Consider the following 23,152-nt stretch of genomic DNA (forward strand, 5'->3'; position numbering starts at 1 on the left):
TGATCGATCAAATCGTACGTCCGCCCCCGCTCCATCCCGAGGCGCCACCCCGGCACCACACCCCGGCACCACACCCCGGCACCACACCCCGACCACAGCACCCGCACCATCGCAACGACGCGACGAGAGGCCCACCATGCGACGACGCACGACCCGCCTGGCGGCAGCAGCCGCCCTCACCACCATCTCGGCCCTGGCCCTCACGGCCTGCGGCTCCGGTTTCAGCGAGGGGTCGGGCGCCGCGAGCGACGGCGCCCTCACCAGCAGCGACGACTCGCTGACCGTGCTGATCGGCTCGAGCGGAGACGCCGAGACGAAGGCCGTCACCGACGCCGTCGCGAGCTGGTCCGACGATTCGGGCACCGGCGCCGAGGTCAGCGTGGCCTCCGACCTGCCGCAGCAGCTCAGCCAGGGCTTCGCCTCGGGCGAGCCGGCCGACGTGTTCTACGTGTCGACCGACACGCTCGCGGGTTTCGCCGGCAACGGCAGCCTGCTGGCCTACGGCGACCAGCTCGCCAACGAGGGCGACTTCTTCCCGACCCTCGTCGACAGTTTCACGCTCGACGACCGGTTCTACTGCGCGCCCAAGGACTTCTCGACCCTCGGCCTGATCATCAACACCGACATGTGGGCCGCGGCCGGCCTGTCCGACGCCGACGTCCCGACCGACTGGGACTCGCTGAAGGCGGTCGCCGCGAAGCTCACGACGGCCGACCACGTGGGCCTGGCCTTCAGCCCCGAGTACGCCCGGGTGGGCGCGTTCATGGCGCAGGCCGGCGGCGCGGTGACCAACGCCGACGGCACCGAGGCGACGCTCGACTCGTCCGAGAACGTCGAGGCGCTGACCTACGTGAAGGACCTGCTGACCAGCGGCGACGCCGCGTTCTCGAGCGACCTCGGCGCGGGCTGGGGCGGCGAGGCCTTCGGCACGGGCAAGGCGGCGATGACCATCGAGGGCAACTGGATCACCGGCGCACTCACCAACGACTACCCCGACGTGTCGTACCAGGTGGCCGAGCTGCCCGCCGGCCCCGGCGGCCAGGGCACGTTGCAGTTCACCAACTGCTGGGGCATCGCCGCCGACAGCCCCAACCAGCAGGCCGCCGTCGACCTCGTCGAGCACCTGACGAGCACCGACCAGCAGCTCGCCTTCGCCGACGCGTTCGGCGTGATGCCCTCGATCCAGTCGGCCGCCGACACCTGGAAGTCCGACAACCCCGACCAGGCCGCGTTCCTCGACTCGGTCGAGTTCGCCCAGGGCACGCCCACGCAGGACGGGTCCGCCGCCGTGATCAGCGACTTCAACTCGCAGCTCTCCGGCCTGAAGGACGGCGACCCGAAGACGATCCTCGAGTCCGCGCAGAAGAACTTCGAGGCGATCCTCCAGTAACCCTCGGGGCACCGCGCCTCCCCCGGCGCGGTGCCTCGCACTCCCCACCCGACGGGGGCGGCCGGGGCCGCGACGCGTCCTCCCCAGGGCGGTCGCGCCTCCGTCCCTCCCCGGTCCCGCTCCCCGCCTCCCCCGCGGCCGCGCCTCGTCGGCGATCATCCGAGGAGGCGCGACCCATCGACCCGAGACAGCGCACGAAAGGCAGTCCCCATGACCGCGATCTCGACCAAGGCCCCCCGCCGGCGCAGCGCCGTCTCGCGCGGCGAGGGCCTCTCGGGCTGGCTGTTCGTCTCGCCCGTGCTGATCGTCCTGGGCCTCTTCCTGGCCGTGCCCGTCCTGATGGCCCTCTGGGTCAGCGTCTCGGACTGGACCGGCCGGGGCTCCCCCTTCGCGGCCGGCGTCGGCTTCGTCGGGGCGCAGAACTACCGAGACCTGCTCGGCGGCGGCGGCCTGGCCGAGCGCGACTTCGGCCTGAGCCTGCGCAACAACGCCTGGTACGTGATCCTCGTCGTGCCCATCCAGACCGCCGTGGCCCTGCTGCTCGCCGTGTTGGTGAACCGCCAGGTGCTGCGCGGCCGCGGGTTCTTCCGCACCGCGTTCTACTTCCCGTCGGTGACCAGCTCGGTCGCCATCACCGTCCTGTGGCTGTTCCTGTTCTCGCAGAGCGGCGCGGTGAACAAGCTGCTCTCGTTCGTCGGCATCACCGGGCCCGCGTGGTTCAACGACGCCAGCGGCGTGCTGCACAACCTGCTCGCCGTCGTCGGCGTCACGCAGCCCCCGGCCCTGTTGGCCGACCACACCGCCCTCGGCGTCAGCTGGTGGGACTGGCTGGCCGGGCCGTCGGTCGCGATGTCCGCGTTCATCCTGATGGCCGTCTTCACCACCAGTGGCACGTTCATGCTGCTCTTCCTGGCGGCCCTGCAGAACCTCGGTGGCGACGTCCAAGAGGCCGCGATGATGGACGGCGCGAGCGGCTGGCAGCGCTTCTGGCGCATCACGTTGCCGCAACTGCGACCGACGCTCTTCACGGTCCTCACCCTCGGCCTCATCGGCACCTGGCAGGTCTTCGACCAGATCTACACCGGCACCCAGGGCGGCCCGCAGAAGACCACGCTGACGCCCGCCTACCTCTCGTACACCTCGGCGTTCGGCGAACAGGAGTGGGGTCGCGGCGCGGCCATCGCCTTCGTGCTGTTCGTCATCATCGTCGCCTTGACGATCCTGCAGCGCATCGTGCTGCGCGAACGGGCCGTGTCGAAGAGACGCACCCGGCTCTACACGACAGGAGTCGAGCGATGACCACGACCGCACCGATCGCCGACCGGACGAACCCCTCCTCGCCGGTCGCGCCTCCCCCGGCCCCACCTCACCCGGCCGGGCGCGAGCCCCGCAGCACGCGACGCATCGCCGGCACCTCGGTGCTCTACGCCGTGCTGATCGTCATCGCGGCGATCTACATCCTGCCGTTCCTGATCAACGTGGCGACGTCGTTCAAGACCGACCCCGAGGCGGCCTCCGACCCGCTGGCGTTGATCCCGATCACGCCGACGGTCGCCGCCTACCGCCAGCTGTTCCTCAACAGCGACTTCCCGACCTGGTTCCAGAACTCGGCGATCGTGACGATCGTGGTGACGCTCGGGCGGGTCTTCTTCAACTCGCTCGCCGGCTACGCCCTGGCGCGGCTGCAGTTCCGGGGGCGCAACGTCATCTTCGTGCTGCTGATCGGCGTGATGGCGGTGCCGACGGTCGTGCTGCTCATCCCGAAGTTCCTGGTGATCAACCAGCTCGGCATGTACGACTCGTACTCGGGCATGATCGTGCCGCTGCTCACCGACGCCGCCGGGGTCTTCATCATGAAGAACTTCTTCGAGTCGATCCCGCGCAGCGTCGAAGAGCAGGCGCGCATCGACGGCGCCGGCACCTTCCGGGTCTTCTGGTCGATCGTCCTGCCCATGGCTCGCCCGGCCCTCGTGACGATCATCATCCTGTCGTTCCAGGGGTCGTGGAACGAGCTCTCGCACTTCATCGTGTCGACCCAGTCGCCCGAGCTGACCACCCTCACCAAGGGCGTCGCGAGCCTCGCCTCGGGGCAACTGAGCCAGGGGTCGCAGTACCCGATCAAGCTCGCGGCCGCCGCGGTCATGACGATCCCGGTCGCCATCGTCTTCTTCGTCTTCCAGCGCCGCATCATGAACGCCAGCGCCGGGGCCGTCAAAGAGTGATGCACGCCGCGACGCCCACCCCGTCGCACCCCACGCCCGCCACCCGGAGCCCCAGGAGCCCCCGATGACCCAGACCTCCCCCCTCGATTCCGACCACGCCGACCGGTCGACCCCGACACCCGGCCTCCAGCCGTTCCTCGCCGCCGAGACCGTCGTGCTGAGGGCTCCCGTCCAGGCGTGGTCGGCCGCCGACGGGTCGATGGGCGCGGCGACGATCCACGGCGTCTACCTCGGCGACGTGCGTCTCGTCGCCGGGCACGGCGTCACCGTCGACGGTCTCGTCCCCGAGCACGTGGCCACGGTGCCCCTCGGAGCCTCGTCGGTCCGCTTCGAGTCGCTGCTGCGCGGCCTCGACGACGCCGGAGCCGACCCCGACGTCCGCCTGAGCTCGCTCCGTGACGTCACGACCACGGGCGTCCACGAGCGCCACACGGTCACCTCCCGGCTCGACCGCGAGCTCACGGTCACCCTGGCCGCGACCCTCCGACCCGACGCCTCCCCCATGGACCACGTGAAGGCCGGGATCGTGGGCGCGCCCGTGCGCGACGCGACGCTCACGTCCGACGGCACCCGCGCCTCCTGGCGGGCAGAAGGAGTCCGGGTCGACCTCGAGGCCCGAGGAGGCGCGGTGCGGGACACCCCCGCCGGCCTCGTCGTCGAGTGGGTCGCCGTCGTCCCCGCCCGGGGTTCCGTGACGGTCGGTCTCGACCTGGTCGCGACCGCCCCCGACGCCGTCGTCCGGGGCGTGCGGACGCCGCCGCACTGGGCCGACCTCGACCCGGCGCCGCGTGACGACCGGCTCGCCCGCTGGGTCGACCGTGCCCGCGACGACCTGGCGGCGCTCCGGCTGACCACGACGACGGCACCCGACGACGTGTTCTACGCCGCAGGTGCGCCCTGGTTCTTCACGCTCTTCGGCCGCGACTCGCTCTGGGCCGCCCGCTTCACCCTGCCCCTCGACCTCACGGTCGCGGGGGGCACCCTGCGGGTGCTGGCGGGACTCCAGGGCACTCGACACGTGCCGGGGACGGCCGAGCAGCCGGGCAAGATCATGCACGAACTCCGTCAACGGACGTTGACGATCCCCGGTGAGGACGTCAGCCTGCCCCCGCTCTACTACGGCACCGTCGACGCGACCGCGCTCTGGATCTGCCTGCTGCACGACGCCTGGCGCTGGGGCCTGCCGCGGGCCGAGGTCGAGGCGCTGCTGCCGCACCTCGACGCAGCCCTCGCCTGGATGCGCGACTCGGGCGACAGCGACGGCGACCTGCTGCTCGAGTACGTCGACGAGACCGGCCACGGCTTGGCGAACCAGGGTTGGAAGGACTCCGGGGACAGCGTCCAGTGGCGCGACGGAACCCTCGCCGAGGGGCCGATCGCGCTCTGCGAGGTGCAGGCCTACGCGTACGAGGCGGCCGTGCACGGGGCCGACCTGCTCGACGCCTTCGGTCGGGCGGGCGGCGACGCGTGGCGCGACTGGGCGGGGCGCCTGCGCGACCGGTTCCGCGCCTCCTTCTGGGTCGACGACGCCGCGGGCGCCTACCCGGCGATCGCCCTCGACGCGGCCAAGCGGCCGGTCGACACGGTCACGAGCAACCTCGGGCACCTGCTCGGCACGGGTCTGCTCGACCCGGACGAGGAGGCGCTGGTCGCGTCCCGCCTCGTCTCGCCCGAGCTGTCCAGCGGTTTCGGCCTCCGCACGATGTCGACCGACAGCGCCGGCTACTGGCCCCTGAGCTACCACGGGGGCAGCGTCTGGACCCACGACACGGCCATCGCGGTGCAGGGCCTGGCCCGGGCCGGGTTCGCCGACGAGGCCGCGGTGCTCGCCGAGGGCCTGCTCGCGGCGGCGCCGACCTTCGACTACCGGATGCCCGAGCTCCACTCGGGCGACCCGGCCCGCGAGGTGCCGTCGCCCGTGCCGTACCCCGCCTCGTGCCGCCCCCAGGCCTGGTCCGCCGCAGCCGCCGTCGCCGTCTGGTCCGCCACGCACGCCGTGCGCCCGCCCCGCCACCCATGACCGCTCGCCCCGCTGGCCCCGCCGCCGATGGTGCGCGCACCCTCCCGCCGAACGCGGGCGAACCCGCGCACGGGCATCGCCTGCGTCACCCCTGCCGTCGGCGCTCGGCGTCGCTCTCCGACAACCGCGCGACCACCTGACGGGCGATCGCCCGGCCGGCCCGGTTCGCCCCGATCGTCGAGGCCTGCGGCCCGTAGCCCGCGAAGAACAGCCGCGGGTCGAGGGTGGAGGCGCCGCCCTCGACGCTCACGCCCCCGTCGGCCGAGCGCAGTCCGAGCGGCGCCAGGTGACGCAGCTCGGGCCGGAACCCGGTCGCCCAGACGATCGCGTCCGCGTGGGCGGAGGTGCCGTCGGCCCATCGCACCCCGTCGGGTTCGACGGTCGCGAACATCGGCCGCTCGACCAGCACGCCGCGCTCGATGCCCGACACGAAGCGCCGGGTGCGGGGCACGCCCGTCCCGCTGACGATGCTCGGCAGCGCCTGCCCCGCCCGTGCCGCGCGGTCCTGCGCGGCGACCGCCGCGACGGCCGACTCGACGTCGAGCTCGCCCTGGTCGAGCCAGTCGACCGGCCGGCGCGTCACCCACGTCGTCGAGGCCGCGACGCCGTCGAGCTCCAACACGAATCCGATCGCGCTCGTGCCGCCGCCGACGACGACGACGTCGAGCCCCTCGAGCTCGGAGGCCGCCCGGTAGTCCGAGGTGTGCAGCTGGCGCCCGCGGAAGGTGTCGCGCCCGGGGTACCACGGCACGAACGGGGCACCCCAGGTGCCGGTCGCGTTCACGACGACCTCGGCCCGCAAAGAGCCGGACTCCGGCCCGGTCCCGACAGCCGGAGCGACCCCCGAGGAGGCGCGCCCCGCCCACCGCACCGAGAACCCGTCGCCCAGCCCGGTCACCTCGGTCACCTCGACCGGGCGCCGCACGTCGAGCCCGAGCGCGTCCTCGTACCGGGCGTACCGGTCGGCGACGACGTCACGCGCCGGGGCCGACCGGTCGGCGTCGGCGAACCCCAGCCCCAGCTCGGCCATGCCCGGCAGGTCGTGCACCCGGTGCGCGGCACCCAGCCGCAGGCTCTCCCAGCGGTGCTGCCACGCGCCTCCGGTTCCGGGGCCCCGGTCGAGGACGACGAGATCGCGACCCACCTCGAGTCCGAGCCGGCGCAGGTACCACGAGACCGACAACCCGGCCTGGCCCGCACCGATCACGAGGACCCTCGTCCGCTCGCCTTCGCCCCCTGCAGTCATCCGGACCATCATGCCCGTCCGAGGCGGCAGCCGGGGCTAGGGGTACATGATAAGATCGGTCCAGTTTTTCACCAGCATCCTGTCGGCAGTTCCCGGGTCGTCCGACACCGTTTCCGGGCCGAGTTCAGAGGGGGTCACGCATGGGGCGCGGCCGTCAAAAAGCCAAGCACACCAAGGTCGCCAGAGAGCTGAAGTACTTCAGCCCTGACACCAACTACGGTGCACTCGAAAAAGAGTTGGCGACGAAGAACGACTCCGGCGACGAATACGTCGACAAATGGGCCGACGACTTCGACGACGAATACGACACCGAGCACGACCAGAACAAGAGCGCCTGAGGCCGGCTGGCTGATGACCTCTTCGTCCTCGTCCCTCGCCTGGGAGCAGGTCGTCGTCGATGCGAGCGACCCGTCCGGGCTCGCCCGTTGGTGGGCCGACGCCCTCGGGTGGGTGTTCGTCTCGGTCGACGACGACGAGCCCGAGATCCGTCCGACGGCCGACACGCTGCCGGGGCTCCTCTTCGTGAGCGTCCCCGAGGCCAAGACGGTCAAGAACCGTCTGCACCTCGACTTCCGTCCGACGCCGGTCGACGGCCAGAGCCGCGAGGCGACGCAGGCCGACGAGGTCGCGCGGCTCGAGTCGCTCGGGGCCGTCCGCGCACAGGTCGGCCAAGACGACACGGACGTGTCGTGGGTCGTCCTCGCCGACCCCGAGGGCAACGAGTTCTGCGTCCTCTGAGTCCGCACCACGCACGCCACACGACGACGGCCCCTCGATCTCGAGGGGCCGTCGTCGTGTGTCACCAGCTCACCGGGTGACGGGCCGACCGGGCGCCGGGGCCACGGTCAGGAGGCGCGGCTCAGCCGCCGACGAGCGTCGCGACCGCGGGCAGCAGCCCCACGACCAACAGCAGGATCATGCCGCCGGCCGTGAGAGCAGCGACCTTGCGCCCGCCGGTGACGGGTGACGCGGGCGAACGCAGCGGCGCGGGCTGGGCGGGGACGCGGCTGATCCGGGCGCTGCGCGGAGCGGCGACCGCCGCGCGCGAGACGGTGGAGAGGGGGATGCGGGTGGTGCTCATGGGTCGACTCCTTCGTCGTCCGGTCTGACGTCGTCGTCAGGACGCCCGGCAGGGGCGTGGCTTCATCGTACGTCCGCCGCCGGACGAACGCCACGCGACGTCGCCGGTGATCAGCCCGCGTAGGACCCGACGAGCCGCACCGCGCCTCCGTCGACTCCCTTGGCGCCCTGTTCGAAGCCGGACAGGTCACGCGCCCGGGTCGAGACGGTGCCGACGGGCCACGTCGCGATGCCGTCGGCCTCGAGGGCCGCGGTGACCGAGTCGGCCTGTCCGGCGGCCACGACGGCGATCATGCCGATGCCGAGGTTCCAGGTGCCCTCGCTCGACTCGAGGGTCGAGCCGGCCAGGTCGCTCAGCACCCGGAAGACGGGCAGCGGCGACCAGGTCGAACGGTCGACCTCGGTCCACGACCCGAGGGGGAGCACGCGGGCGAGGTTGGCGGCGATTCCGCCCCCGGTGACGTGGCTGAGCGAGTGGATCGCGCCGTCGAGCGCAGGGTCGTCGAGCACGCGCAGCAGGGGCGAGGTGTACAGGCGCGTCGGTTCGAGCAGTGCCTCGCCGACGGTGCCCGAGAACTCGGGCAGGGTGTCGTCGTAGCCGAGGTCGCGTGAGGCCAGGATGTGGCGCACGAGCGAGAAGCCGTTCGAGTGGACGCCCGACGAGGCGAGGGCGAGCACGACGTCGCCGTCGCCGACGAGGTGCGGGCCGAGCTGGCGCCCCGACTCGACCGCACCCACCGCGGCGCCGGCCACGTCGTAGTCGTCGGGCCCGAGCAGGCCGGGGTGCTCCGCCGTCTCGCCGCCGACGAGGGCGGTCCCCGTCGCGCTGCAGGCGCGGGCGATGCCCTCGACGATCGAGGCGATGCGGGTCGGCACCACGCGGCCGCAGGCGATGTAGTCGGTCATGATCAGCGGCCGGGCGCCGACGACGACGATGTCGTCGACGACCATGCCCACGAGGTCCTGCCCGATCGTGTCGTGCTTGTCGAGCGCCTGGGCGATGGCGACCTTCGTGCCGACGCCGTCGGTCGACGTCGCGAGCAACGGCTTGTCGAAGTCCTTGAGGAACGACACGTCGAACAGCCCGGCGAACCCGCCCACGCCACCGACGACACCGGGGCCGTGCGTGGCACTGACGGCCGCCTTCATCAGCTCGACCGCCCGGTCGCCGGCGGCCGTGTCGACCCCCGCTGCGGCGTAGGAGGCGCTGGTCGAGTGGGCAGAGGAGGTCGCCATTCGTTCATCCGTTCGGTGTCGCTCTAGACTGTCGCGGTAACCCCAACTCTACGGTCTGGAGCCAGATCCGCATGTGCGGCATCGTCGGTCTCGTCGCGCACGAGCCAGCAAATCAACTCGTCTACGACTCGCTCCTCCTGTTGCAGCACCGAGGGCAGGACAGCACCGGCATCGCCACCGCCGAGGGCGGCATCTTCCACGTGCACAAGACCAAGGGTCAGGTGCGCGAGGGCTTCCGCACCCGCGACATGCGCGCCCTGCTCGGCAACATGGGCCTCGGTCACGTGCGGTACGCCACCAAGGGCGCGGCCAGCAACGAGCAAGAGGCGCAGCCGTTCTACGTGAACGCGCCCTACGGCATCGTGCTGATCCACAACGGCAACCTGACGAACACGCGCGAGCTCACCAGCGAGCTCTTCCACGTCGACCGTCGCCACCTCAACACGAACAGCGACACCGAGCTCCTGGTCAACGTGCTGGCGCACGAGCTGCAAGAGCAGGTCAACGGCAGCGAGCTCGACCCCGAGCAGATCTTCGCCGCGGTCTCCCGCGTGCACGACCGGGTGCAGGGCTCCTACGCGGCGATCGCGATGATCGCGGGCCACGGCCTGCTGGCCTTCCGCGACCCCTTCGGCATCCGCCCGCTGGTCCTGGGCCGCCGTCTCGCCGCCGACGGCGTCCGCGAAGAGTGGATCACCGCCTCCGAGTCGCTCGTCCTCGAGTCGGGCGGCTACGAGATCGTCCGCGACGTCGCCCCCGGCGAGGCCGTCTTCATCTCGCTCGACGGCCAGATGGTGTCGAAGCAGTGCCACGCCAGCCCGCGCCTCATCCCCTGCTCGTTCGAGTACGTCTACCTGGCCCGCCCCGACTCGATCATGAACGGCATCTCGGTCTACGACGCCCGCCTGCGCCTCGGCAACCGGTTGGCCGACACGATCGCCGCGCACTCGCCGATCGGCGACATCGACGTGGTCATGCCGATCCCCGACTCGTCACGCCCCGCGGCCATGCAGGTCGCCCAGAAGCTCGGCATCGAGTACCGCGAGGGCTTCTACAAGAACCGTTACGTGGGCCGCACCTTCATCATGCCGGGGCAGGCCGAGCGCAAGCGGTCGGTGCGCCAGAAGCTCAACGCGATGTCGAGCGAGTTCAAGGGCAAGAACATCCTGATCGTCGACGACTCGATCGTCCGCGGGACGACCTCGCGCGAGATCGTCGAGATGGCCCGCGCCGCCGGAGCGAACAAGGTGACGTTCACCTCGGCCGCTCCCCCGGTCCGGTTCCCCCACGTCTACGGCATCAACATGCCGTCGCGGCACGAGCTGGTCGCCCACGACCGCAAGATCCCCGAGATCGCCCGCGAACTGGGTGCCGACCACCTCATCTACCAAGAGGTCGCCGACATGCAGGCGGCCATCACCGAGGGCAGCGACGTCACCGAGCTCGAGATGAGCTGCTTCACGGGCGAGTACGTCACCGGCACCGTCAGCCCCGAGTACCTCGCCTGGGTCGAGGCCAACCAACTCAGCTGAGTCGCGCCGCCGTCGCCACCCGCACCTCGCCCCTGCTTCCACCCGCCGGGGGAGGTGCGGTGTCGGCAGGCGTCCCTAGGCTGGGGGCCATGAGCGACGTCGGCATGCCCCGCCCCGAACCGACCGCGACGCCCCCGGCGTCCGCCCTGCAGATCACCGGTCTGCGCAAGGCGTTCGGCGACAAGGTCGCCGTCGACGGAATCGACCTGACCGTGCCGACGGGCTCGTTCTTCGGCCTCGTCGGCCCGAACGGCGCCGGCAAGACGACCACGCTCTCGATGGCGACCGGTCTGCTGCGTCCCGACTCGGGCAGCATCGCGGTCCTGGGCGTCGACGTCTGGTCCGACCCGACGCACGCCAAGTCGCTCGTGGGCGTGCTGAGCGACGGCATCTCGCTGTTCGACCGCCTCACCGGCGAGCAGCTCGTCACGTACCACGGCCTGCTCAACGGCATGAGCCGCGAGACGACGGCCCAGCGGGTCGGCGACCTGCTCGACCTGCTCGACCTGCGCTCGGCCGGCGGCACGCTCGTCGTCGACTACTCCGCGGGCATGACCAAGAAGGTGGCGCTCGCCTGCGCGCTCGTCCATGCCCCGCGCCTCCTCGTCCTCGACGAGCCGTTCGAGTCGGTCGACCCGATCTCGGCCGCGAACATCCGCGACATCCTGCACGGTTACACGCAGAACGGTGGCACGGTCATCGTGTCGAGCCACTCGATGGACCTCGTCCAGCGCATGTGCGACCACGTCGCCGTCATCGCGGCCGGGCGCGTGCTCGCGGCCGGCACGACCGACGACGTGCGCGCCGGCTCCACCCTCGAGGACCGCTTCGTCGAACTCGTCGGCGGCCGTCAGCACAACGAGGGGCCGTCGTGGTTGCGCACCTCCTGAGCCTGCGCTGGCGGGTGCTGCTGAACGGCTTCAAGCGCAGCACCTGGCAGATCGTCGCGGCCGTCATCGGCGGGCTCTACGGCCTCGGCGTTCTCGCCGCCGTCGTGGTCGGCCTTGTCGCCCTCTCGTTCGCGCCCGAGCGCTGGGCCTGGACGGCCGGCGTGCTCGGCGGTTCCCTCGCCGTCGTCGGCTGGATCGTCGTGCCCTTCGTCGCCCGGGGCTACGACCAGACCCTCAGCGTCTCGAAGCTGCGCCCGTTCCCCCTGCCCGCCGACAGGCTCCTCGTCGCCCTGTTCGTCACCGGGTTGCTGGGCATCCCGGGCATCGTCACGCTCGTCGCCGCCCTCGCGACGACCTTCAGTTGGCTGCACCACCCTCTCTCGGCCGTCCTCGCGCCGTTCTGCGGGGTGCTCGGCGTCTTCGTCTGCGTCGCAGCGTCCCGCGCGGTCGAGACCGCCACCAGCGCGCTGGGTGCCAAACGTCGCTACCGCGAGTTGATGAGCGTCGCGATCTTCGTGCCCCTCATCCTGGCCGGGCCGCTGATCGGCCTGGTCGGCCAGGGGCTCAGTTCCGTCGGCGACGACCTGCCTCGTGTCGCCCACGCCCTGTCGTGGAGCCCGCTCGGCGCCGCCTGGTCGATCCCCGGCGACGTCGCCCTCGGCCGACCGGGCGAGGCAGCCCTCAAGGCCCTCATCGCCCTGGTCACCCTGGGGGTGCTCCTCCTGCTCTGGCGACGTGGACTGGCGACGGCGCTCGTGGCTCCCCCGGCCGTCACGGCCACCGCGGCGTCCAAGGGCCTCGGGCCCTTCGCCCGGTTCCCCGCGACGCCGACCGGTGCGGTCGCCGCCCGGACGGCCGTCTACTGGCTGCGCGACCCGCGGTACGGCGGGTCGCTGATCGTCGTCCCGCTGATGCCGGTCCTGGCGATCTTCCTGTCGTTCTCCCTCGAGACGACCTGGCCGCTGTACGCCATCGGTCCGGCCGTGGCCGCGCTCCTCGCCATCACGCTGGCCGCCGACGTCTCGTACGACGGCACGGCCTTCGCAGCACACCTGTCGACCGGCTTGGCGGGTGCGGCCGACCGCGCAGGTCGCGTCCTCACCCTCTCGCTGTTCGCGGTGCCCTCCGTCGTGCTCGCCACGCTCGTCCCCCTGGCCGTGGTGGGCCGATTCGACGTGGCCCCGGCCCTGCTCGGCATTGGCCTGGGGCTGCTGCTCACCGGGTTCGGCGTGTCGAGCGTGGCCTCGGCGCTGTACCTGATGCCCGTCCCGGCGGCGGGCGAGAGCCCCTTCAAGTCACCGCCCGGGGCCAACGTCACCTCGACCCTCGGGCTCTACGCCTCGTGGGCGATCGTCTTCGTGCTGTCGCTGCCCGAGCTCGTGCTCGGAGTCGTGGCGCTGGTCCAGGGCTCGGTGATCCTCGGGCTCGCGACGCTCGTCGTCGGCGTCGTCCTCGGTCTCGTGCTGACGATCATCGGCATCCGACGCGGCGGCCGCCTCCTCGACGCCCGCGGCCCCGAGCTGCTCACCAGGTTGCGGCGGGCTCGCGGGGCCTGACCCGGGCCGTCAGCCGGGCACGCGGCAGGTAGGCGAGGCCTGGCGCGGTGAGGCCTGGCTCGGCTCGGCTCGGTGAGGCCTGGCTGGGCTCGGCTCGGCTCGGCTCGGCAAGGCGACGTCAGTCGCGGTCGGGTTCGCCGTCGGTGACCGGGCGGGGCGCCGTGTCGACCTCGTCGTCGATCGGCATCTCGAGCCGTTCGCGTTCGACCTGGACGCGCTTCGCCCCACGGCTGGTCACCTGCTCGGCGACGATGGCCACGACGCAACCGACGGCCCCGCCGATGGTGAGCCCCCAGAGCGAGATGTAGCCGTAGGTCTGCGCGACGCCCTCGCCCGAGTCGAACGGGAAGAGCGAGGTGACGATCAGCGACACGACCACGCCGAGCGCCGCACCCATGATCAAGAACACGGGCACCTTGGGAGCCCGGCGCACGGTGACCTCGTCACGTTCGACGATCGACTCGACTGCGCGATCGGCGGAGGGCTCGACGACGGGCTCGGGTCGCTGCTGGTCGTCGGGTGCGTTCGTCACCCGCCCATCATCCCAGAGGAGGCCGACCACCGCCGCCGCCCCTCTCGACGTCGAGCAGGGCCCTGGCAGGGCGACCACGGCGGAGGCACCGCCGAGGAGGCGCGGGTCAGCCCCGCTGCCAGGCGATCGGCACGTAGCCGGTCAGGTCCGCCCTGCTGCCGGAGGCCGACACGAGAGCCCCGGCCCGCGCCTCCTGCCAGCTGAGATCGCCGGTGGCGAGTCGCACGAAGGTGGCGGCGTCGGTCTCGACGACGTTCGGCGGCGTGCCTCGCGTATGACTGAGTCCTTCGCGGAACTGCACCGCGCCGAACGGTGGGACGCGCACCTCGACCGTCGCGCCGGGTTCGCCGTCGGCGAGCACCTGCAGCAACCAACGGACGGCCATGGCGGTCACCGGCCGTGGCGCGGTCTCGTCGGCGGCGAGCGCCGCCCGCACCTCGCCCACCGCGGCCGATCCCGCCGCGTCCTCGATCCGTGCCCTGGCCATGCGCCCACGCTACCCGCGCCTCCTCGTCGCGCCCCGCTCCGGCCCGCCCGCCCCGGCCCGGCCCGGCCCGCCCGCGCCAGCCCTCCCCGGCCCGGGCGACGGACTCGGCATCGCAGCACGCCCTCGGTAGGCTGGAGCGCGTGCGAATCCTCGTCCTCGGTTCCGGTGCTCGCGAGCACGCCATCATCACCGCCCTGCTGCGCGAAGACGCGGGCCACGAGATCACCGCGGCCCCCGGCAACGCGGGCATCGCCGACCAGGTCGGCATCGTGCACCTCGACCCGTCGAACGGCGCCGTCGTCACCGAGTACGCCCTCGAGAACGACGTCGAGCTGGTCGTCGTCGGTCCCGAGGCACCGCTCGTCGCCGGTGTCGCCGACGCCCTCCGCACCCGGGGCATCCCGGTCTTCGGGCCGGGCAAGAAAGCCGCGGCGCTCGAGGGCAGCAAGACCTTCGCGAAACGCATCATGGACGAAGCCGGCGTACCGACCGGGCGGGCCACGCGCGTGGGCACCCTCGACGAGGCCCTCGGCGTGCTCGACGACTTCGGCTCCCCGTACGTCGTCAAGGCCGACGGGCTGGCGGCCGGCAAGGGCGTCCTCGTCACCGACGACCGCGACGCGGCGGTCGAGCACACCACCTACTGGCTGCAGCACGGGCCCGTCCTCGTCGAGGAGTTCCTCGAGGGTCCCGAGGTCTCACTGTTCTTCCTCAGCGACGGCCACACGGTCGTGCCGCTCAGCCCCGCGCAGGACTACAAGCGCCTGCTCGACGGCGACGCCGGTCCCAACACGGGCGGCATGGGTGCCTACTCGCCGCTGCCCTGGCTCGCCGACCGCTTCGGCAGCGAGAAGGACTTCGTCGACGAGGTCCTCGACGCCATCGCCACCCCGACGGTGCGGCAGCTCGAGTCCGAGGGCACGCCGTTCATCGGCCTCCTCTACGCCGGGCTCATCCTCACCGAGCGGGGCGTCCGCGTCATCGAGTTCAACGCCCGGTTCGGCGACCCCGAGACGCAGGTCGTCCTGCCCCGTCTGGTCACGCCGCTCAGCGGGCTGCTGCTCGCCGCGGCGACCGGATCGCTGGGCAACCACGAGTCGCCGCGGTTCTCGTCCGACGTCGCGGTGACCGTGGTCCTCGCGAGCGAGGGCTACCCCGAAGGCGCCGTGAGCGGTCGCCCGCTGCGGGGTCTCGACGACGCGACCGCCGTCGCCGGGGTCCACGTCGCGCACGCCGCGACGGCTCGCCTCGACGACCAGCTCATCGCCACCGGAGGGCGCGTACTCAGCGTCGTCGCCGAGGGGGCTGACTTCACCGAGGCCCGGGGTCGCGTCTACGACGCCCTCTCCCGCATCGAGCTCGAGGGCGGCCAGTACCGCCACGACATCGCCGAGCGAGTCGCCCGATGACCGCCCCCGACGGCACGACGCCCTCCGCCTCCGGCCTCGACGCCGCCCCTCGCCACCTCGACGGGTGGACGCCGGTGTACTCGGGCAAGGTGCGCGACCTCTACGTCCCGGCACCGGTCGCCGGCTCGGTCGGCGACGCCGCCACCCTCGCCGACACCGAGTACGTGCTCGTCGTCGCGAGCGACCGGGTCAGCGCCTTCGACCACGTGCTCGAGCCCGGCATCCCGGGCAAGGGAGCACTGCTCACGCAGCTCAGCCTCTGGTGGTTCGCCCAGCTCACCACCGTGCCCAACCACCTCGTCGACCCGACCACCGCCTCCGTCTCGTTGCCCGCGCAGGTCCGGGACCGCGCCATGCTCGTGAAGCCGCTCGACATGTTCCCCGTCGAGTGCGTCGTCCGCGGGTACATGGTCGGCAGCGGCTGGGCCGAGTACCGCGAGCACGGCACCGTCTGCGGCATCCCGCTGCCCGAGGGGCTGTCGAACGGCGACCGGTTGCCCGAACCGATCTACACCCCGGCGTACAAGGCTCCGCTCGGCGAGCACGACGAGAACATCTCGTTCGAGCGCACCGTCGAACTCGTGGGGGCCGAGACCGCGGCGGCCCTGCGCGACCGGTCGCTCGAGATCTACCGCCTGGCGTCGGACGTGGCCGAGGCCAGGGGGGTCGTCCTCGCCGACACGAAGTTCGAGTTCGGCGCCGACCGGGCCACGGGCGAGATCACCCTGGGCGACGAGGTCCTCACGAGCGACAGCAGTCGCTTCTGGGACGCCGAGGTCGACGCCTCGGGCGACCGCACCCAGAGCTTCGACAAGCAGATCGTCCGCGACTGGCTCTCCGCGCACTGGGACGGCACGGGCGAGGCCCCCGCCCTGCCCGACGACATCGTCGCCCGCACCTCAGCCCGCTACCGCGAGCTGATCGAGCGCCTGACCGCCCGCTGACCCGGGCTCCACACCGCGTTTCGTGCACTGCACCGCATCGAGTTCCGGTGCCGTGCACGGAACGCGGTGCGCCGTCGGTCGGGAATGCCCGGCCCGACCGGCCGGTTCCTGTCGATGACACGTCACCGATCCGGTGACCATCCGACCAGACCGAGGGCCCCCATGACCGACACCTCCGCGACCGACGCGACGCGCGCCTCCTCGTCCGACCTGCTCGCCGCCGACACCGGCATGGGTGCCGTCACCCTGCGGGTCGCCGACCTCGACGCGATGACCGCGTACTACCGCGACGCGGTCACCCTGACGGTGCTGACCGCCGAGCCGGCCGCGGGCCGCGTGGTGCTCGGTCGAGGGGCGACCCCGATCGTCATCCTCGAGCACGCTCCCGAGTTGAAGCACGCCGGGCCGCGTGACGCCGGCCTCTTCCACACGGCGATCCTGTTCGAGACCGAGGCCGACCTCGCCGCCGCCGTCTACAGCGTCGCGACCCGTCACCCCGGCACGTTCACCGGCAGTGCGGACCACCTCGTCAGCAAGGCCTTCTACTTCACCGACCCCGAGGGCAACGGCATCGAGCTCTACTGGGACCGCAGCCGCAGCGAGTGGTCCTGGACCCACGGCCAGGTCGACATGGCCACCCTCGCCCTCGACCCGAACGCGTTCGTGCAGCAGAACGTCACGGAGGAGGCGCTGACCGGCTCGGCATCCCGTCCCGCCACGGTCGGCCACGTCCACCTGAGCGTGGGCGACGTCGAGTCGGCCCACCGGTTCTACGTCGAGCAGCTCGGCTTCGAGACGACGACGCGCTTCGGGCCGCAGGCACTGTTCGTCAGCGCGGGCGGCTACCACCACCACATGGCGATGAACACCTGGAACAGCGCCGGCGCCGGGCGCCGTCAGCTGGCGCTGGGCCTCGGCCTGGTGCGCATCGAGGTGCCGACGGCCGACGACCTGGGCGCCCTCGGCGAGCGCCTCGGCCACCACGGCGTCGCCACCCGCGACGACGGGCGTGTGCTCGGGTTCGACGATCCCTGGTCCAACCAGCTCCAGGTGACCGTCCGACCGCAGTCGGCCTAGCCCTCGGTCGCAGGCTCCCTCGGCGCTGGCGTCGCAGAGCCGCTGGCGCGGCTCCCTCGGCGACGCCGATGGCTACGGTGGTGAGCATGCCTGCAGCCGACTCCCCCACCTTCTCCACGACCCCCGAGGGCGACCTCACGCTCGACGACCACGAGGCCGTCGCGGCGATGCTCGCCCGGGCCTTCCCGAGCTACGACCACTGGTACGCCGGGGCCCGCAGCTGGGCGGGCATGCAACCCGAGCTGCGGGTCGTCGCGCGTCAGGGCGACGTCGTGGTCGCGCACGCCGGTCTGCGACGTCAGTTCGTCACCGTCGGCGACGCCGACCTGCTCGTCACCGCGGTGGGCATGGTCGCGGTCTCACCGGCCGTCCAGGGCACCGGCCTCGGGGGCGAGCTGTTGCGCCGGGTGGACGCGGCGCTGACGTCGCTCGACAGCGGCTTCGGCGTGCTCGAGACCGGGGACGACGTCCAGGGCTTCTACCGACGCGGCGGGTGGCTGCCGCTCGACGGTCTCACGGCGCACTACACGGCGTTCAGCGCCGACGGCGCCGGCGTGCTGGTCACCCAGGACCACGGCTGGCTGCTCCGGGAGGGCACGCGCACCCTCGCCGACTGGCCGCAGGGCGAGCTGCACTGGAACGGCCAGATGGTCTGACCCGCGCGGCACTCGAGACCGCGCGAAGCCCGGAGACGCCGAGGAGGCGCGGTGACCGACGAACGGTCACCGCGCCTCCTGCGGTCTGTCGCGACTCGCGGCTACGCCGGGACGCCGACCTCGGCCGGGTCCTCGTTCGAACCGGGAGCCTCGGGCTCGACGCCCTTGCGGACGCGCAGGCCCAGGGTGGGGTCGACGTTGGTCCAGTACTCGTAGACCCGCTCGCGCAGGGCGGGCTGGGTGACCTTGGAGACGTGGCCCACGATGTTCTGCACCAGGCGGTCGCGCTCCTCGTCGTCGAGCACCTCGCGGACGAGCGTGCCGGCCTGGCCGAAGTCGTCGTCCTCGGGGTGCAACGTCACGGACGAGCGGACGAGCTCGCCGTCGCTCTCCCAGCCACCGGTGTCACCGGCGGCCTGCGGGTCCGCGGCGGGACCGCCGACCGAGTTCGGTGCGTAGACCGGCGCCGTCGCCTCGCTGAAGTGGTACCGCGCGGCACCGTCCTTCGAGTACGAGTGCACCTCGGTCTTGGGCGTGTTCACCGGCAGCTGCTGGTGGTTGACGCCGATGCGGTAGCGGTGGGCGTCCGCGTAGCTGAAGATGCGGGCGAGCAGCATCTTGTCGGGGCTGGTCGCGATGCCGGGGACGAAGTTCGACGGGGCGAACGCGGCCTGCTCGATCTGCGCGAAGTAGTTCTCGGGGTTGCGGTTCAGCGTCATGGTGCCGACCTCGATGAGCGGGTAGTCCGCGTGCGGCCACACCTTCGTCAGGTCGAACGGGTTGAAGCGGTACGTGGCCGCCTCGTCGTAGGGCATGACCTGCACCGACAGCGTCCAGGTGGGGAAGTCGCCGCGGTCGATGGCCTCGGAGAGGTCGCGGATGTGGAAGTCGGCGTCCTCTCCCGCGATGCGGTCGGCGTCGTCCTGCGTGAGGATCTTGTTGCCCTGGTTCGTCTTGAAGTGGTACTTGACCCAGAAGCGCTCGCCCTCGGCGTTGATCCACTGGTAGGTGTGCGAACCGAAGCCGTCCATGTTGCGCCACGAGGCGGGGAGGCCGCGGTCGCCCATCAGCCAGGTGACCTGGTGCGCCGACTCGGGCGAGAGCGTCCAGAAGTCCCACTGCATGTCGTGGTCGCGCAGGTGCGAGCCGGGCAGGCGCTTCTGCGAGTGGATGAAGTCGGGGAACTTGATGCCGTCGCGGATGAAGAAGACGGGCGTGTTGTTGCCCACGAGGTCGTAGTTGCCCTCGCTCGTGTAGAACTTCAGCGCGAAGCCACGGGGGTCGCGCCACGTGTCGGGGCTGCCCTGTTCTCCGGCGACGGTCGAGAAGCGGGCGAGCATCTCGGTCTCGACACCGGGCTGGAAGAGCGCGGCGCGGGTGTAGCGCGAGACGTCGGCCGTCGTGACGAACGTCCCGAAGGCGCCGCCGCCCTTGGCGTGGACGATGCGCTCGGGCACCTTCTCGCGGTTGAAGTTGGCCAGCTTCTCGACCAGCTTGTGGTCGTGCAGGACGATCGGGCCGTCGGCGCCGACCGACTGCGAGAACTCGTCGCTGGCGGCGGGGGCGCCGTTGTCGGTGGTGGTGATCTTCTTGGCGTCGGTCATGTGTCCTCTTTCGTTCGTGGTTCGTCGTCGTGTGAGATCAGGGGGGGCGGGCCGGTCAGGCCGCCGGGACGGCCGCGTCCACGCGGTCGGACGAGGAGGCGCGGGTCGGCTCGTCGCCCTCCGCACCCTCGGACTCGGCCGCCCGACAGGCCGGGCACAGGCCCCAGAAGGTCACCTCGGCGGTCTGCACGAGGTACCCCGAGTCGTGCGAGGGGGTGAGGCAGGGGGCGTGGCCGACGACGCAGTCCACGTCGGCGACCGAGCCGCACACCCCGCAGACCACGTGGTGGTGGTTGTCGCCCGTCCTCAGCTCGTAGAGCGCTGCCGAGCCCGCGGGTTCGATGCGACGCACCAGCCCCGCGCCGGTCAGCGCGTTGAGGACGCCGTAGACCGCCTGCACCGACGTGCCGGGCAGGTCGAGGGCGACCCGGGCGAAGACCTGCTCGGCGGCCGCGTGGGGCGACGGCTCGAGGGCGCGCAACACGGCGAGCCGGGGCTCGGTCACGCGCAACCCGGCGGAGCGCAGTGCCTCGCGGGGGTCGTCGGTCGGATGGGTCATGCTTCAAGTGAACCACTCTTTTGATCAGATCAAAACAATCCGGGCCACCTCGGAGGACGTTCTCTGGTTCGGACGCGCCGCACCTGTGGACAACCACACCCGAGCGGCCACGGGTCGCTACCGTCGTCGACATGAGCACCGCCGCCACGACACCGCCGTCCGTCGTCGTCCCCCCGGGCCGCGACCTCGTGGTGGATCTCACCCGCGTCTTCTGCGTCCTGCTGGTCGTCGCGATCCACGTGATGATGGTCGGTGTCGCCGTCGACGCGACGGGCGCCGTCGTGGCGAACCGTCCCCTGCAAGAGCAGTCCTGGTTCCCGCTCTCGACGTGGGCCGGGCAGATCATGCCGCTCTTCTTCGTGGTGGGCGGGTTCGCCAGCGCCACGGCCTGGGCCGGGGCACGGCGCCGCGGCGCCGACGCCGGCGACTTCGTCCGCGGTCGCCTCCTGCGCCTCGCCCGGCCCGCGAGCGCGGTCTTCGTCGTCCTCGCGATCGCCCTCGCCGTCGCGACCCTGCTCGGTGCCGATCCCGAACTGCTCGACGTCGTGGCGACCGGCGTGGGCTCGCCGTTCTGGTTCCTCGCCGCCTACGGCATCACGCAGCTGCTCGTGCCGGTGATGGCCCGCCTGCACGCGACCCGCCCGTGGGCGACGCTGTCCGTCCTGGTCGTCGCCGCGGTCCTGGTCGACGCGGTGCGGTACGGCACCGGCGTCACGGCCGTCGGCCTCCTCAACCTCGCCTTCGTGTGGCTCTTCGTGCAGCAGCTCGGCTTCGCCTACGCCGACGGGCTGTTCCGTCGGACCCCTCGGGCCGTGCTGCTCGTCGTCACCGTCGTGGCGTACGCCTCGCTGGTCCCGCTGACGACGGCCGGGCCGTGGTCGGACGACATGCTGAGCAACCTCAACCCGCCGACGGTGCCGCTCATGGTGCTCGGGGTGGCACAGATCTGCGTCCTGTCGCTCGTGCACCCCGCCCTGGCGCGTCTCATGTCCACGTCGGCGGCCCGTGCCGTCGTGTTCGCCGTCGGCAGCCGCGGCATGACCATCTACCTCTGGCACCTCCCGCTGTTGATCGCCGTGCTCGGGGTCCTCTTGGCCGTGGGCGGGCCGCTCCCCCAACCCTCGACCGCCACCTGGTGGTGGACGCGCCTCCCGATCTGGGCCCTCGTCATCGGGCTGACCTGCCTGGTCTCGCTGGCGACCGCCCGGTTCGAGCTGCCGCCGCGAGCGTTCGCCGAGGGGCGGCGCCGCGCCTCCTGGTGGTCGATCGGGGTGGCGGCGGTGCTCGCCATCGGGCCGCCGTTCGACGTGATGCACGAGGGCCTCGACCTGCGCAACGCGATCGCGGGCGCGATCTGCCTGCCCCTGGCCGTCTGGCTGCTCGGCCGCTCGCGCCCCGACGTCGACCCGGAGTCCGCCCTGAGGGCCGGCGACAGGCCCGCGGACGCAGCCCACACGGGGTAGACGCCCGGCCGACGGGGGGCTCGGCCGGGCGTCCGGCGGTCTCGGAGCGGATCAGGAACCCCGGGACCGGACGCGGAACAGAAGGCCCGATCACGAGGCCCGCGCTCTGTCCGCTGAGAACACCCTGCGGCGCGAACCAATGATCCGGCTGACAGGTGGCCCGCATTCCGCTGACCATCGCCGCGACGGCCGATGCGTCCACGACGACGGCACCACCAGGAGGCGCGCGCGGCTGCCGTAGACTCGTCGCGTCCACCCGTTGACGCCTCTGCAGGAGTAAACCAGTGCCCACAATCGTCGTCGAGGTCATGCCCAAGGCTGAACTGCTCGACCCCCAGGGCAAGGCCGTCGCCGGTGCCCTCTCCCGTCTCGGCAAAGGGGCGTTCACCGACGTCCGCATCGGCAAGCGCTTCGAGGTCACGGTCGAGGGCGAGGTGACCGACGCCGTCCTCGCGGACGTCCGCGAGCTCGCCGACGACATGTTCTCGAACTCGGTCATCGAGGACGTCGTCTCGATCACCGTCGCCGACGCTCCCGCCGCCCTCTGATGCGCGTCGGCGTCGTCACCTTCCCCGGCTCCCTCGACGACCGTGACGCGCAGCGCGCGGTCCGACTCGCGGGCGGCGAGCCCGTCGCCCTCTGGCACGGCGACCACGACCTGAAGGGCGTCGAGGCGATCATCCTGCCCGGCGGCTTCAGCTACGGCGACTACCTGCGTGCCGGCGCGATCGCCTCCTTCTCGCCGATCATGGCCGACGTGGTCGACGCCGCGAACGCGGGCATGCCCGTCCTCGGCATCTGCAACGGCTTCCAGATGCTCGCCGAGGCCCGCCTGATCCCGGGGGCGCACACCCGCAACGCGCACCAGCAGTTCATCCGCCGCGACCAGCGTCTCGTCGTCGAGAACGCCCGCACCGACTGGACGAACGGCTTCACCGAGGGGCAAGAGATCACCATCCCCCTCAAGAACGCGGACGGGCGCTTCATCGCCGACGCCGAGACCATCAAGCGCATCGAGGGCGAGGGGCAGGTCGCCTTCCGCTACGTCGGCGTGAACCCGAACGGGTCGATGGACGACATCGCCGGCGTCACCAATGCGCGCGGCAACGTCGTCGGCCTCATGCCGCACCCCGAGCACGCCGTCGAAGAAGGCTTCGGCCCCGACACCCCCGCCGCGATGTCGAGCGGCGTCGACGGCCTGACCTTTTTCACGTCCGTTCTCGAGAGGGCCCTCGCCAAGTGACCGACC

23 protein-coding genes are annotated in these 23,152 nt (G+C 71.9%); 16 read left to right on the forward strand and 7 right to left on the reverse strand.

Features of this window, described 5'->3' with window-relative positions; all coding sequences use genetic code 11:
* Positions 1–136 precede the first annotated feature (136 nt).
* The 4 genes from HQQ78_RS07735 to HQQ78_RS07750 all read left to right on the forward strand — a co-directional run bounded on the left by HQQ78_RS07735 (position 137) and on the right by HQQ78_RS07750 (position 5,632).
* A complete protein-coding gene (locus tag HQQ78_RS07735) occupies positions 137–1,390 on the forward strand; it encodes an extracellular solute-binding protein (RefSeq protein ID WP_173151984.1) in 1,254 nt (417 codons plus the stop codon).
* A gap of 210 nt (positions 1,391–1,600) precedes the next feature.
* Positions 1,601–2,689 carry a carbohydrate ABC transporter permease gene (locus tag HQQ78_RS07740; RefSeq protein WP_043597416.1) on the forward strand — a complete coding sequence of 363 codons (1,089 nt, stop codon included), beginning with the start codon at positions 1,601–1,603 and terminating at the stop codon, positions 2,687–2,689.
* Positions 2,686–3,612, forward strand: a complete 927-nt coding sequence (locus HQQ78_RS07745; protein ID WP_173151986.1) for a carbohydrate ABC transporter permease — start codon at positions 2,686–2,688, stop codon at positions 3,610–3,612. Before HQQ78_RS07740 ends, HQQ78_RS07745 begins: the two co-directional genes overlap by 4 nt.
* Before the next feature lie 64 nt (positions 3,613–3,676).
* Entirely contained in the window at positions 3,677–5,632 is a 1,956-nt protein-coding gene (locus HQQ78_RS07750) for a glycogen debranching N-terminal domain-containing protein (protein ID WP_173151988.1), read from the forward strand.
* Positions 5,633–5,717: 85 nt separating this feature from the next.
* Here the strand turns inward: HQQ78_RS07750 and HQQ78_RS07755 are convergent, their stop codons facing one another.
* A complete protein-coding gene (locus HQQ78_RS07755) occupies positions 5,718–6,878 on the reverse strand; it encodes an NAD(P)-binding domain-containing protein (protein WP_173151990.1) in 1,161 nt (386 codons plus the stop codon).
* 140 nt (positions 6,879–7,018) lie between these two features.
* Between HQQ78_RS07755 and HQQ78_RS07760 the strand changes: the two genes are divergently transcribed.
* Both HQQ78_RS07760 and HQQ78_RS07765 read left to right on the forward strand, forming a co-directional pair.
* The gene (locus tag HQQ78_RS07760; RefSeq protein ID WP_056227242.1) at positions 7,019–7,216 is read left to right on the forward strand and encodes a DUF3073 domain-containing protein; all 198 of its coding nucleotides are present in this window, start codon (positions 7,019–7,021) and stop codon (positions 7,214–7,216) included.
* A gap of 13 nt (positions 7,217–7,229) precedes the next feature.
* Positions 7,230–7,616 (forward strand): VOC family protein, encoded by a 387-nt coding sequence (locus HQQ78_RS07765; protein ID WP_173151992.1) that lies wholly within the window; start codon positions 7,230–7,232, stop codon positions 7,614–7,616.
* A gap of 121 nt (positions 7,617–7,737) precedes the next feature.
* Here the strand turns inward: HQQ78_RS07765 and HQQ78_RS07770 are convergent, their stop codons facing one another.
* Together HQQ78_RS07770 and purM are read right to left on the reverse strand one after the other, a co-directional pair.
* Positions 7,738–7,959 (reverse strand): hypothetical protein, encoded by a 222-nt coding sequence (locus HQQ78_RS07770; RefSeq protein WP_173151994.1) that lies wholly within the window; start codon positions 7,957–7,959, stop codon positions 7,738–7,740.
* 110 nt (positions 7,960–8,069) lie between these two features.
* Entirely contained in the window at positions 8,070–9,194 is a 1,125-nt protein-coding gene (gene purM, locus HQQ78_RS07775) for a phosphoribosylformylglycinamidine cyclo-ligase (RefSeq protein ID WP_173151996.1), read from the reverse strand.
* Positions 9,195–9,265: 71 nt separating this feature from the next.
* On the opposite strand from purM, the gene purF reads away from it, so the two are divergent.
* The 3 genes from purF (at position 9,266) to HQQ78_RS07790 (ending at position 13,172) form a co-directional block, all read left to right on the forward strand.
* Entirely contained in the window at positions 9,266–10,726 is a 1,461-nt protein-coding gene (purF, locus tag HQQ78_RS07780) for an amidophosphoribosyltransferase (protein ID WP_056049492.1), read from the forward strand.
* Between the two features lie 89 nt (positions 10,727–10,815).
* Entirely contained in the window at positions 10,816–11,616 is an 801-nt protein-coding gene (locus tag HQQ78_RS07785; RefSeq protein ID WP_233568550.1) for an ABC transporter ATP-binding protein, read from the forward strand.
* Positions 11,598–13,172: a transporter gene (locus HQQ78_RS07790; protein WP_159825802.1), complete on the forward strand. Its 1,575-nt coding sequence runs from the start codon at positions 11,598–11,600 to the stop codon at positions 13,170–13,172. The genes HQQ78_RS07785 and HQQ78_RS07790 overlap by 19 nt, the downstream gene beginning before the upstream one ends.
* Positions 13,173–13,290: 118 nt before the next feature.
* Here the strand turns inward: HQQ78_RS07790 and HQQ78_RS07795 are convergent, their stop codons facing one another.
* Together HQQ78_RS07795 and HQQ78_RS07800 are read right to left on the reverse strand one after the other, a co-directional pair.
* Entirely contained in the window at positions 13,291–13,704 is a 414-nt protein-coding gene (locus tag HQQ78_RS07795) for a hypothetical protein (RefSeq protein ID WP_159825800.1), read from the reverse strand.
* Positions 13,705–13,810: 106 nt separating this feature from the next.
* Complete coding sequence (locus tag HQQ78_RS07800; protein ID WP_123572021.1) at positions 13,811–14,191, reverse strand: sterol carrier family protein; 381 nt, start codon at positions 14,189–14,191, stop codon at positions 13,811–13,813.
* A 140-nt stretch (positions 14,192–14,331) separates the two neighbouring features.
* Between HQQ78_RS07800 and purD the strand changes: the two genes are divergently transcribed.
* The 4 genes from purD to HQQ78_RS07820 all read left to right on the forward strand — a co-directional run bounded on the left by purD (position 14,332) and on the right by HQQ78_RS07820 (position 18,277).
* A complete protein-coding gene (gene purD / locus HQQ78_RS07805; RefSeq protein ID WP_123572020.1) occupies positions 14,332–15,600 on the forward strand; it encodes a phosphoribosylamine--glycine ligase in 1,269 nt (422 codons plus the stop codon).
* Complete coding sequence (locus HQQ78_RS07810; protein ID WP_173151998.1) at positions 15,597–16,544, forward strand: phosphoribosylaminoimidazolesuccinocarboxamide synthase; 948 nt, start codon at positions 15,597–15,599, stop codon at positions 16,542–16,544. The genes purD and HQQ78_RS07810 overlap by 4 nt, the downstream gene beginning before the upstream one ends.
* Positions 16,545–16,706: 162 nt before the next feature.
* A complete protein-coding gene (locus tag HQQ78_RS07815; protein ID WP_254065013.1) occupies positions 16,707–17,621 on the forward strand; it encodes a VOC family protein in 915 nt (304 codons plus the stop codon).
* An 86-nt stretch (positions 17,622–17,707) separates the two neighbouring features.
* A complete protein-coding gene (locus tag HQQ78_RS07820; RefSeq protein WP_123572046.1) occupies positions 17,708–18,277 on the forward strand; it encodes a GNAT family N-acetyltransferase in 570 nt (189 codons plus the stop codon).
* 101 nt (positions 18,278–18,378) lie between these two features.
* Here HQQ78_RS07820 and HQQ78_RS07825 read toward each other — a convergent pair whose 3' ends face one another.
* Positions 18,379–19,881, reverse strand: a complete 1,503-nt coding sequence (locus HQQ78_RS07825) for a catalase (RefSeq protein WP_056049517.1) — start codon at positions 19,879–19,881, stop codon at positions 18,379–18,381.
* A 55-nt stretch (positions 19,882–19,936) separates the two neighbouring features.
* Complete coding sequence (locus tag HQQ78_RS07830; protein WP_056049519.1) at positions 19,937–20,440, reverse strand: Fur family transcriptional regulator; 504 nt, start codon at positions 20,438–20,440, stop codon at positions 19,937–19,939.
* 131 nt (positions 20,441–20,571) lie between these two features.
* Between HQQ78_RS07830 and HQQ78_RS07835 the strand changes: the two genes are divergently transcribed.
* The 3 genes from HQQ78_RS07835 (at position 20,572) to purQ (ending at position 23,146) form a co-directional block, all read left to right on the forward strand.
* A complete protein-coding gene (locus tag HQQ78_RS07835) occupies positions 20,572–21,903 on the forward strand; it encodes an acyltransferase (RefSeq protein WP_173152000.1) in 1,332 nt (443 codons plus the stop codon).
* A gap of 284 nt (positions 21,904–22,187) precedes the next feature.
* A complete protein-coding gene (gene purS, locus HQQ78_RS07840) occupies positions 22,188–22,451 on the forward strand; it encodes a phosphoribosylformylglycinamidine synthase subunit PurS (protein WP_043597439.1) in 264 nt (87 codons plus the stop codon).
* A complete protein-coding gene (gene purQ / locus HQQ78_RS07845) occupies positions 22,451–23,146 on the forward strand; it encodes a phosphoribosylformylglycinamidine synthase subunit PurQ (protein ID WP_054144901.1) in 696 nt (231 codons plus the stop codon). The genes purS and purQ overlap by 1 nt, the downstream gene beginning before the upstream one ends.
* Positions 23,147–23,152: the final 6 nt, after the last annotated feature.

This window comes from Frigoribacterium sp. VKM Ac-2859, from assembly GCF_013204925.1.
Classification (GTDB): Bacteria; Actinomycetota; Actinomycetes; order Actinomycetales; family Microbacteriaceae; genus Frigoribacterium.

What these genes read in the sequence shown, in the direction of transcription:
- HQQ78_RS07735 (WP_173151984.1), top strand. Translation starts at nt 137, where the DNA reads ATGCGACGACGCACGACCCGCCTGGCGGCAGCAGCCGCCCTCACCACC.
- HQQ78_RS07740 (WP_043597416.1), top strand. Translation starts at nt 1,601, where the DNA reads ATGACCGCGATCTCGACCAAGGCCCCCCGCCGGCGCAGCGCCGTCTCG.
- HQQ78_RS07745 (WP_173151986.1), top strand. Translation starts at nt 2,686, where the DNA reads ATGACCACGACCGCACCGATCGCCGACCGGACGAACCCCTCCTCGCCG.
- HQQ78_RS07750 (WP_173151988.1), top strand. Translation starts at nt 3,677, where the DNA reads ATGACCCAGACCTCCCCCCTCGATTCCGACCACGCCGACCGGTCGACC.
- HQQ78_RS07755 (WP_173151990.1), bottom strand. Translation starts at nt 6,878, where the DNA reads ATGACTGCAGGGGGCGAAGGCGAGCGGACGAGGGTCCTCGTGATCGGT.
- HQQ78_RS07760 (WP_056227242.1), top strand. Translation starts at nt 7,019, where the DNA reads ATGGGGCGCGGCCGTCAAAAAGCCAAGCACACCAAGGTCGCCAGAGAG.
- HQQ78_RS07765 (WP_173151992.1), top strand. Translation starts at nt 7,230, where the DNA reads ATGACCTCTTCGTCCTCGTCCCTCGCCTGGGAGCAGGTCGTCGTCGAT.
- HQQ78_RS07770 (WP_173151994.1), bottom strand. Translation starts at nt 7,959, where the DNA reads ATGAGCACCACCCGCATCCCCCTCTCCACCGTCTCGCGCGCGGCGGTC.
- purM (WP_173151996.1), bottom strand. Translation starts at nt 9,194, where the DNA reads ATGGCGACCTCCTCTGCCCACTCGACCAGCGCCTCCTACGCCGCAGCG.
- purF (WP_056049492.1), top strand. Translation starts at nt 9,266, where the DNA reads ATGTGCGGCATCGTCGGTCTCGTCGCGCACGAGCCAGCAAATCAACTC.
- HQQ78_RS07785 (WP_233568550.1), top strand. Translation starts at nt 10,816, where the DNA reads ATGAGCGACGTCGGCATGCCCCGCCCCGAACCGACCGCGACGCCCCCG.
- HQQ78_RS07800 (WP_123572021.1), bottom strand. Translation starts at nt 14,191, where the DNA reads ATGGCCAGGGCACGGATCGAGGACGCGGCGGGATCGGCCGCGGTGGGC.
- HQQ78_RS07810 (WP_173151998.1), top strand. Translation starts at nt 15,597, where the DNA reads ATGACCGCCCCCGACGGCACGACGCCCTCCGCCTCCGGCCTCGACGCC.
- HQQ78_RS07815 (WP_254065013.1), top strand. Translation starts at nt 16,707, where the DNA reads ATGACCGACACCTCCGCGACCGACGCGACGCGCGCCTCCTCGTCCGAC.
- HQQ78_RS07820 (WP_123572046.1), top strand. Translation starts at nt 17,708, where the DNA reads ATGCCTGCAGCCGACTCCCCCACCTTCTCCACGACCCCCGAGGGCGAC.
- HQQ78_RS07825 (WP_056049517.1), bottom strand. Translation starts at nt 19,881, where the DNA reads ATGACCGACGCCAAGAAGATCACCACCACCGACAACGGCGCCCCCGCC.
- HQQ78_RS07830 (WP_056049519.1), bottom strand. Translation starts at nt 20,440, where the DNA reads ATGACCCATCCGACCGACGACCCCCGCGAGGCACTGCGCTCCGCCGGG.
- HQQ78_RS07835 (WP_173152000.1), top strand. Translation starts at nt 20,572, where the DNA reads ATGAGCACCGCCGCCACGACACCGCCGTCCGTCGTCGTCCCCCCGGGC.
- purQ (WP_054144901.1), top strand. Translation starts at nt 22,451, where the DNA reads ATGCGCGTCGGCGTCGTCACCTTCCCCGGCTCCCTCGACGACCGTGAC.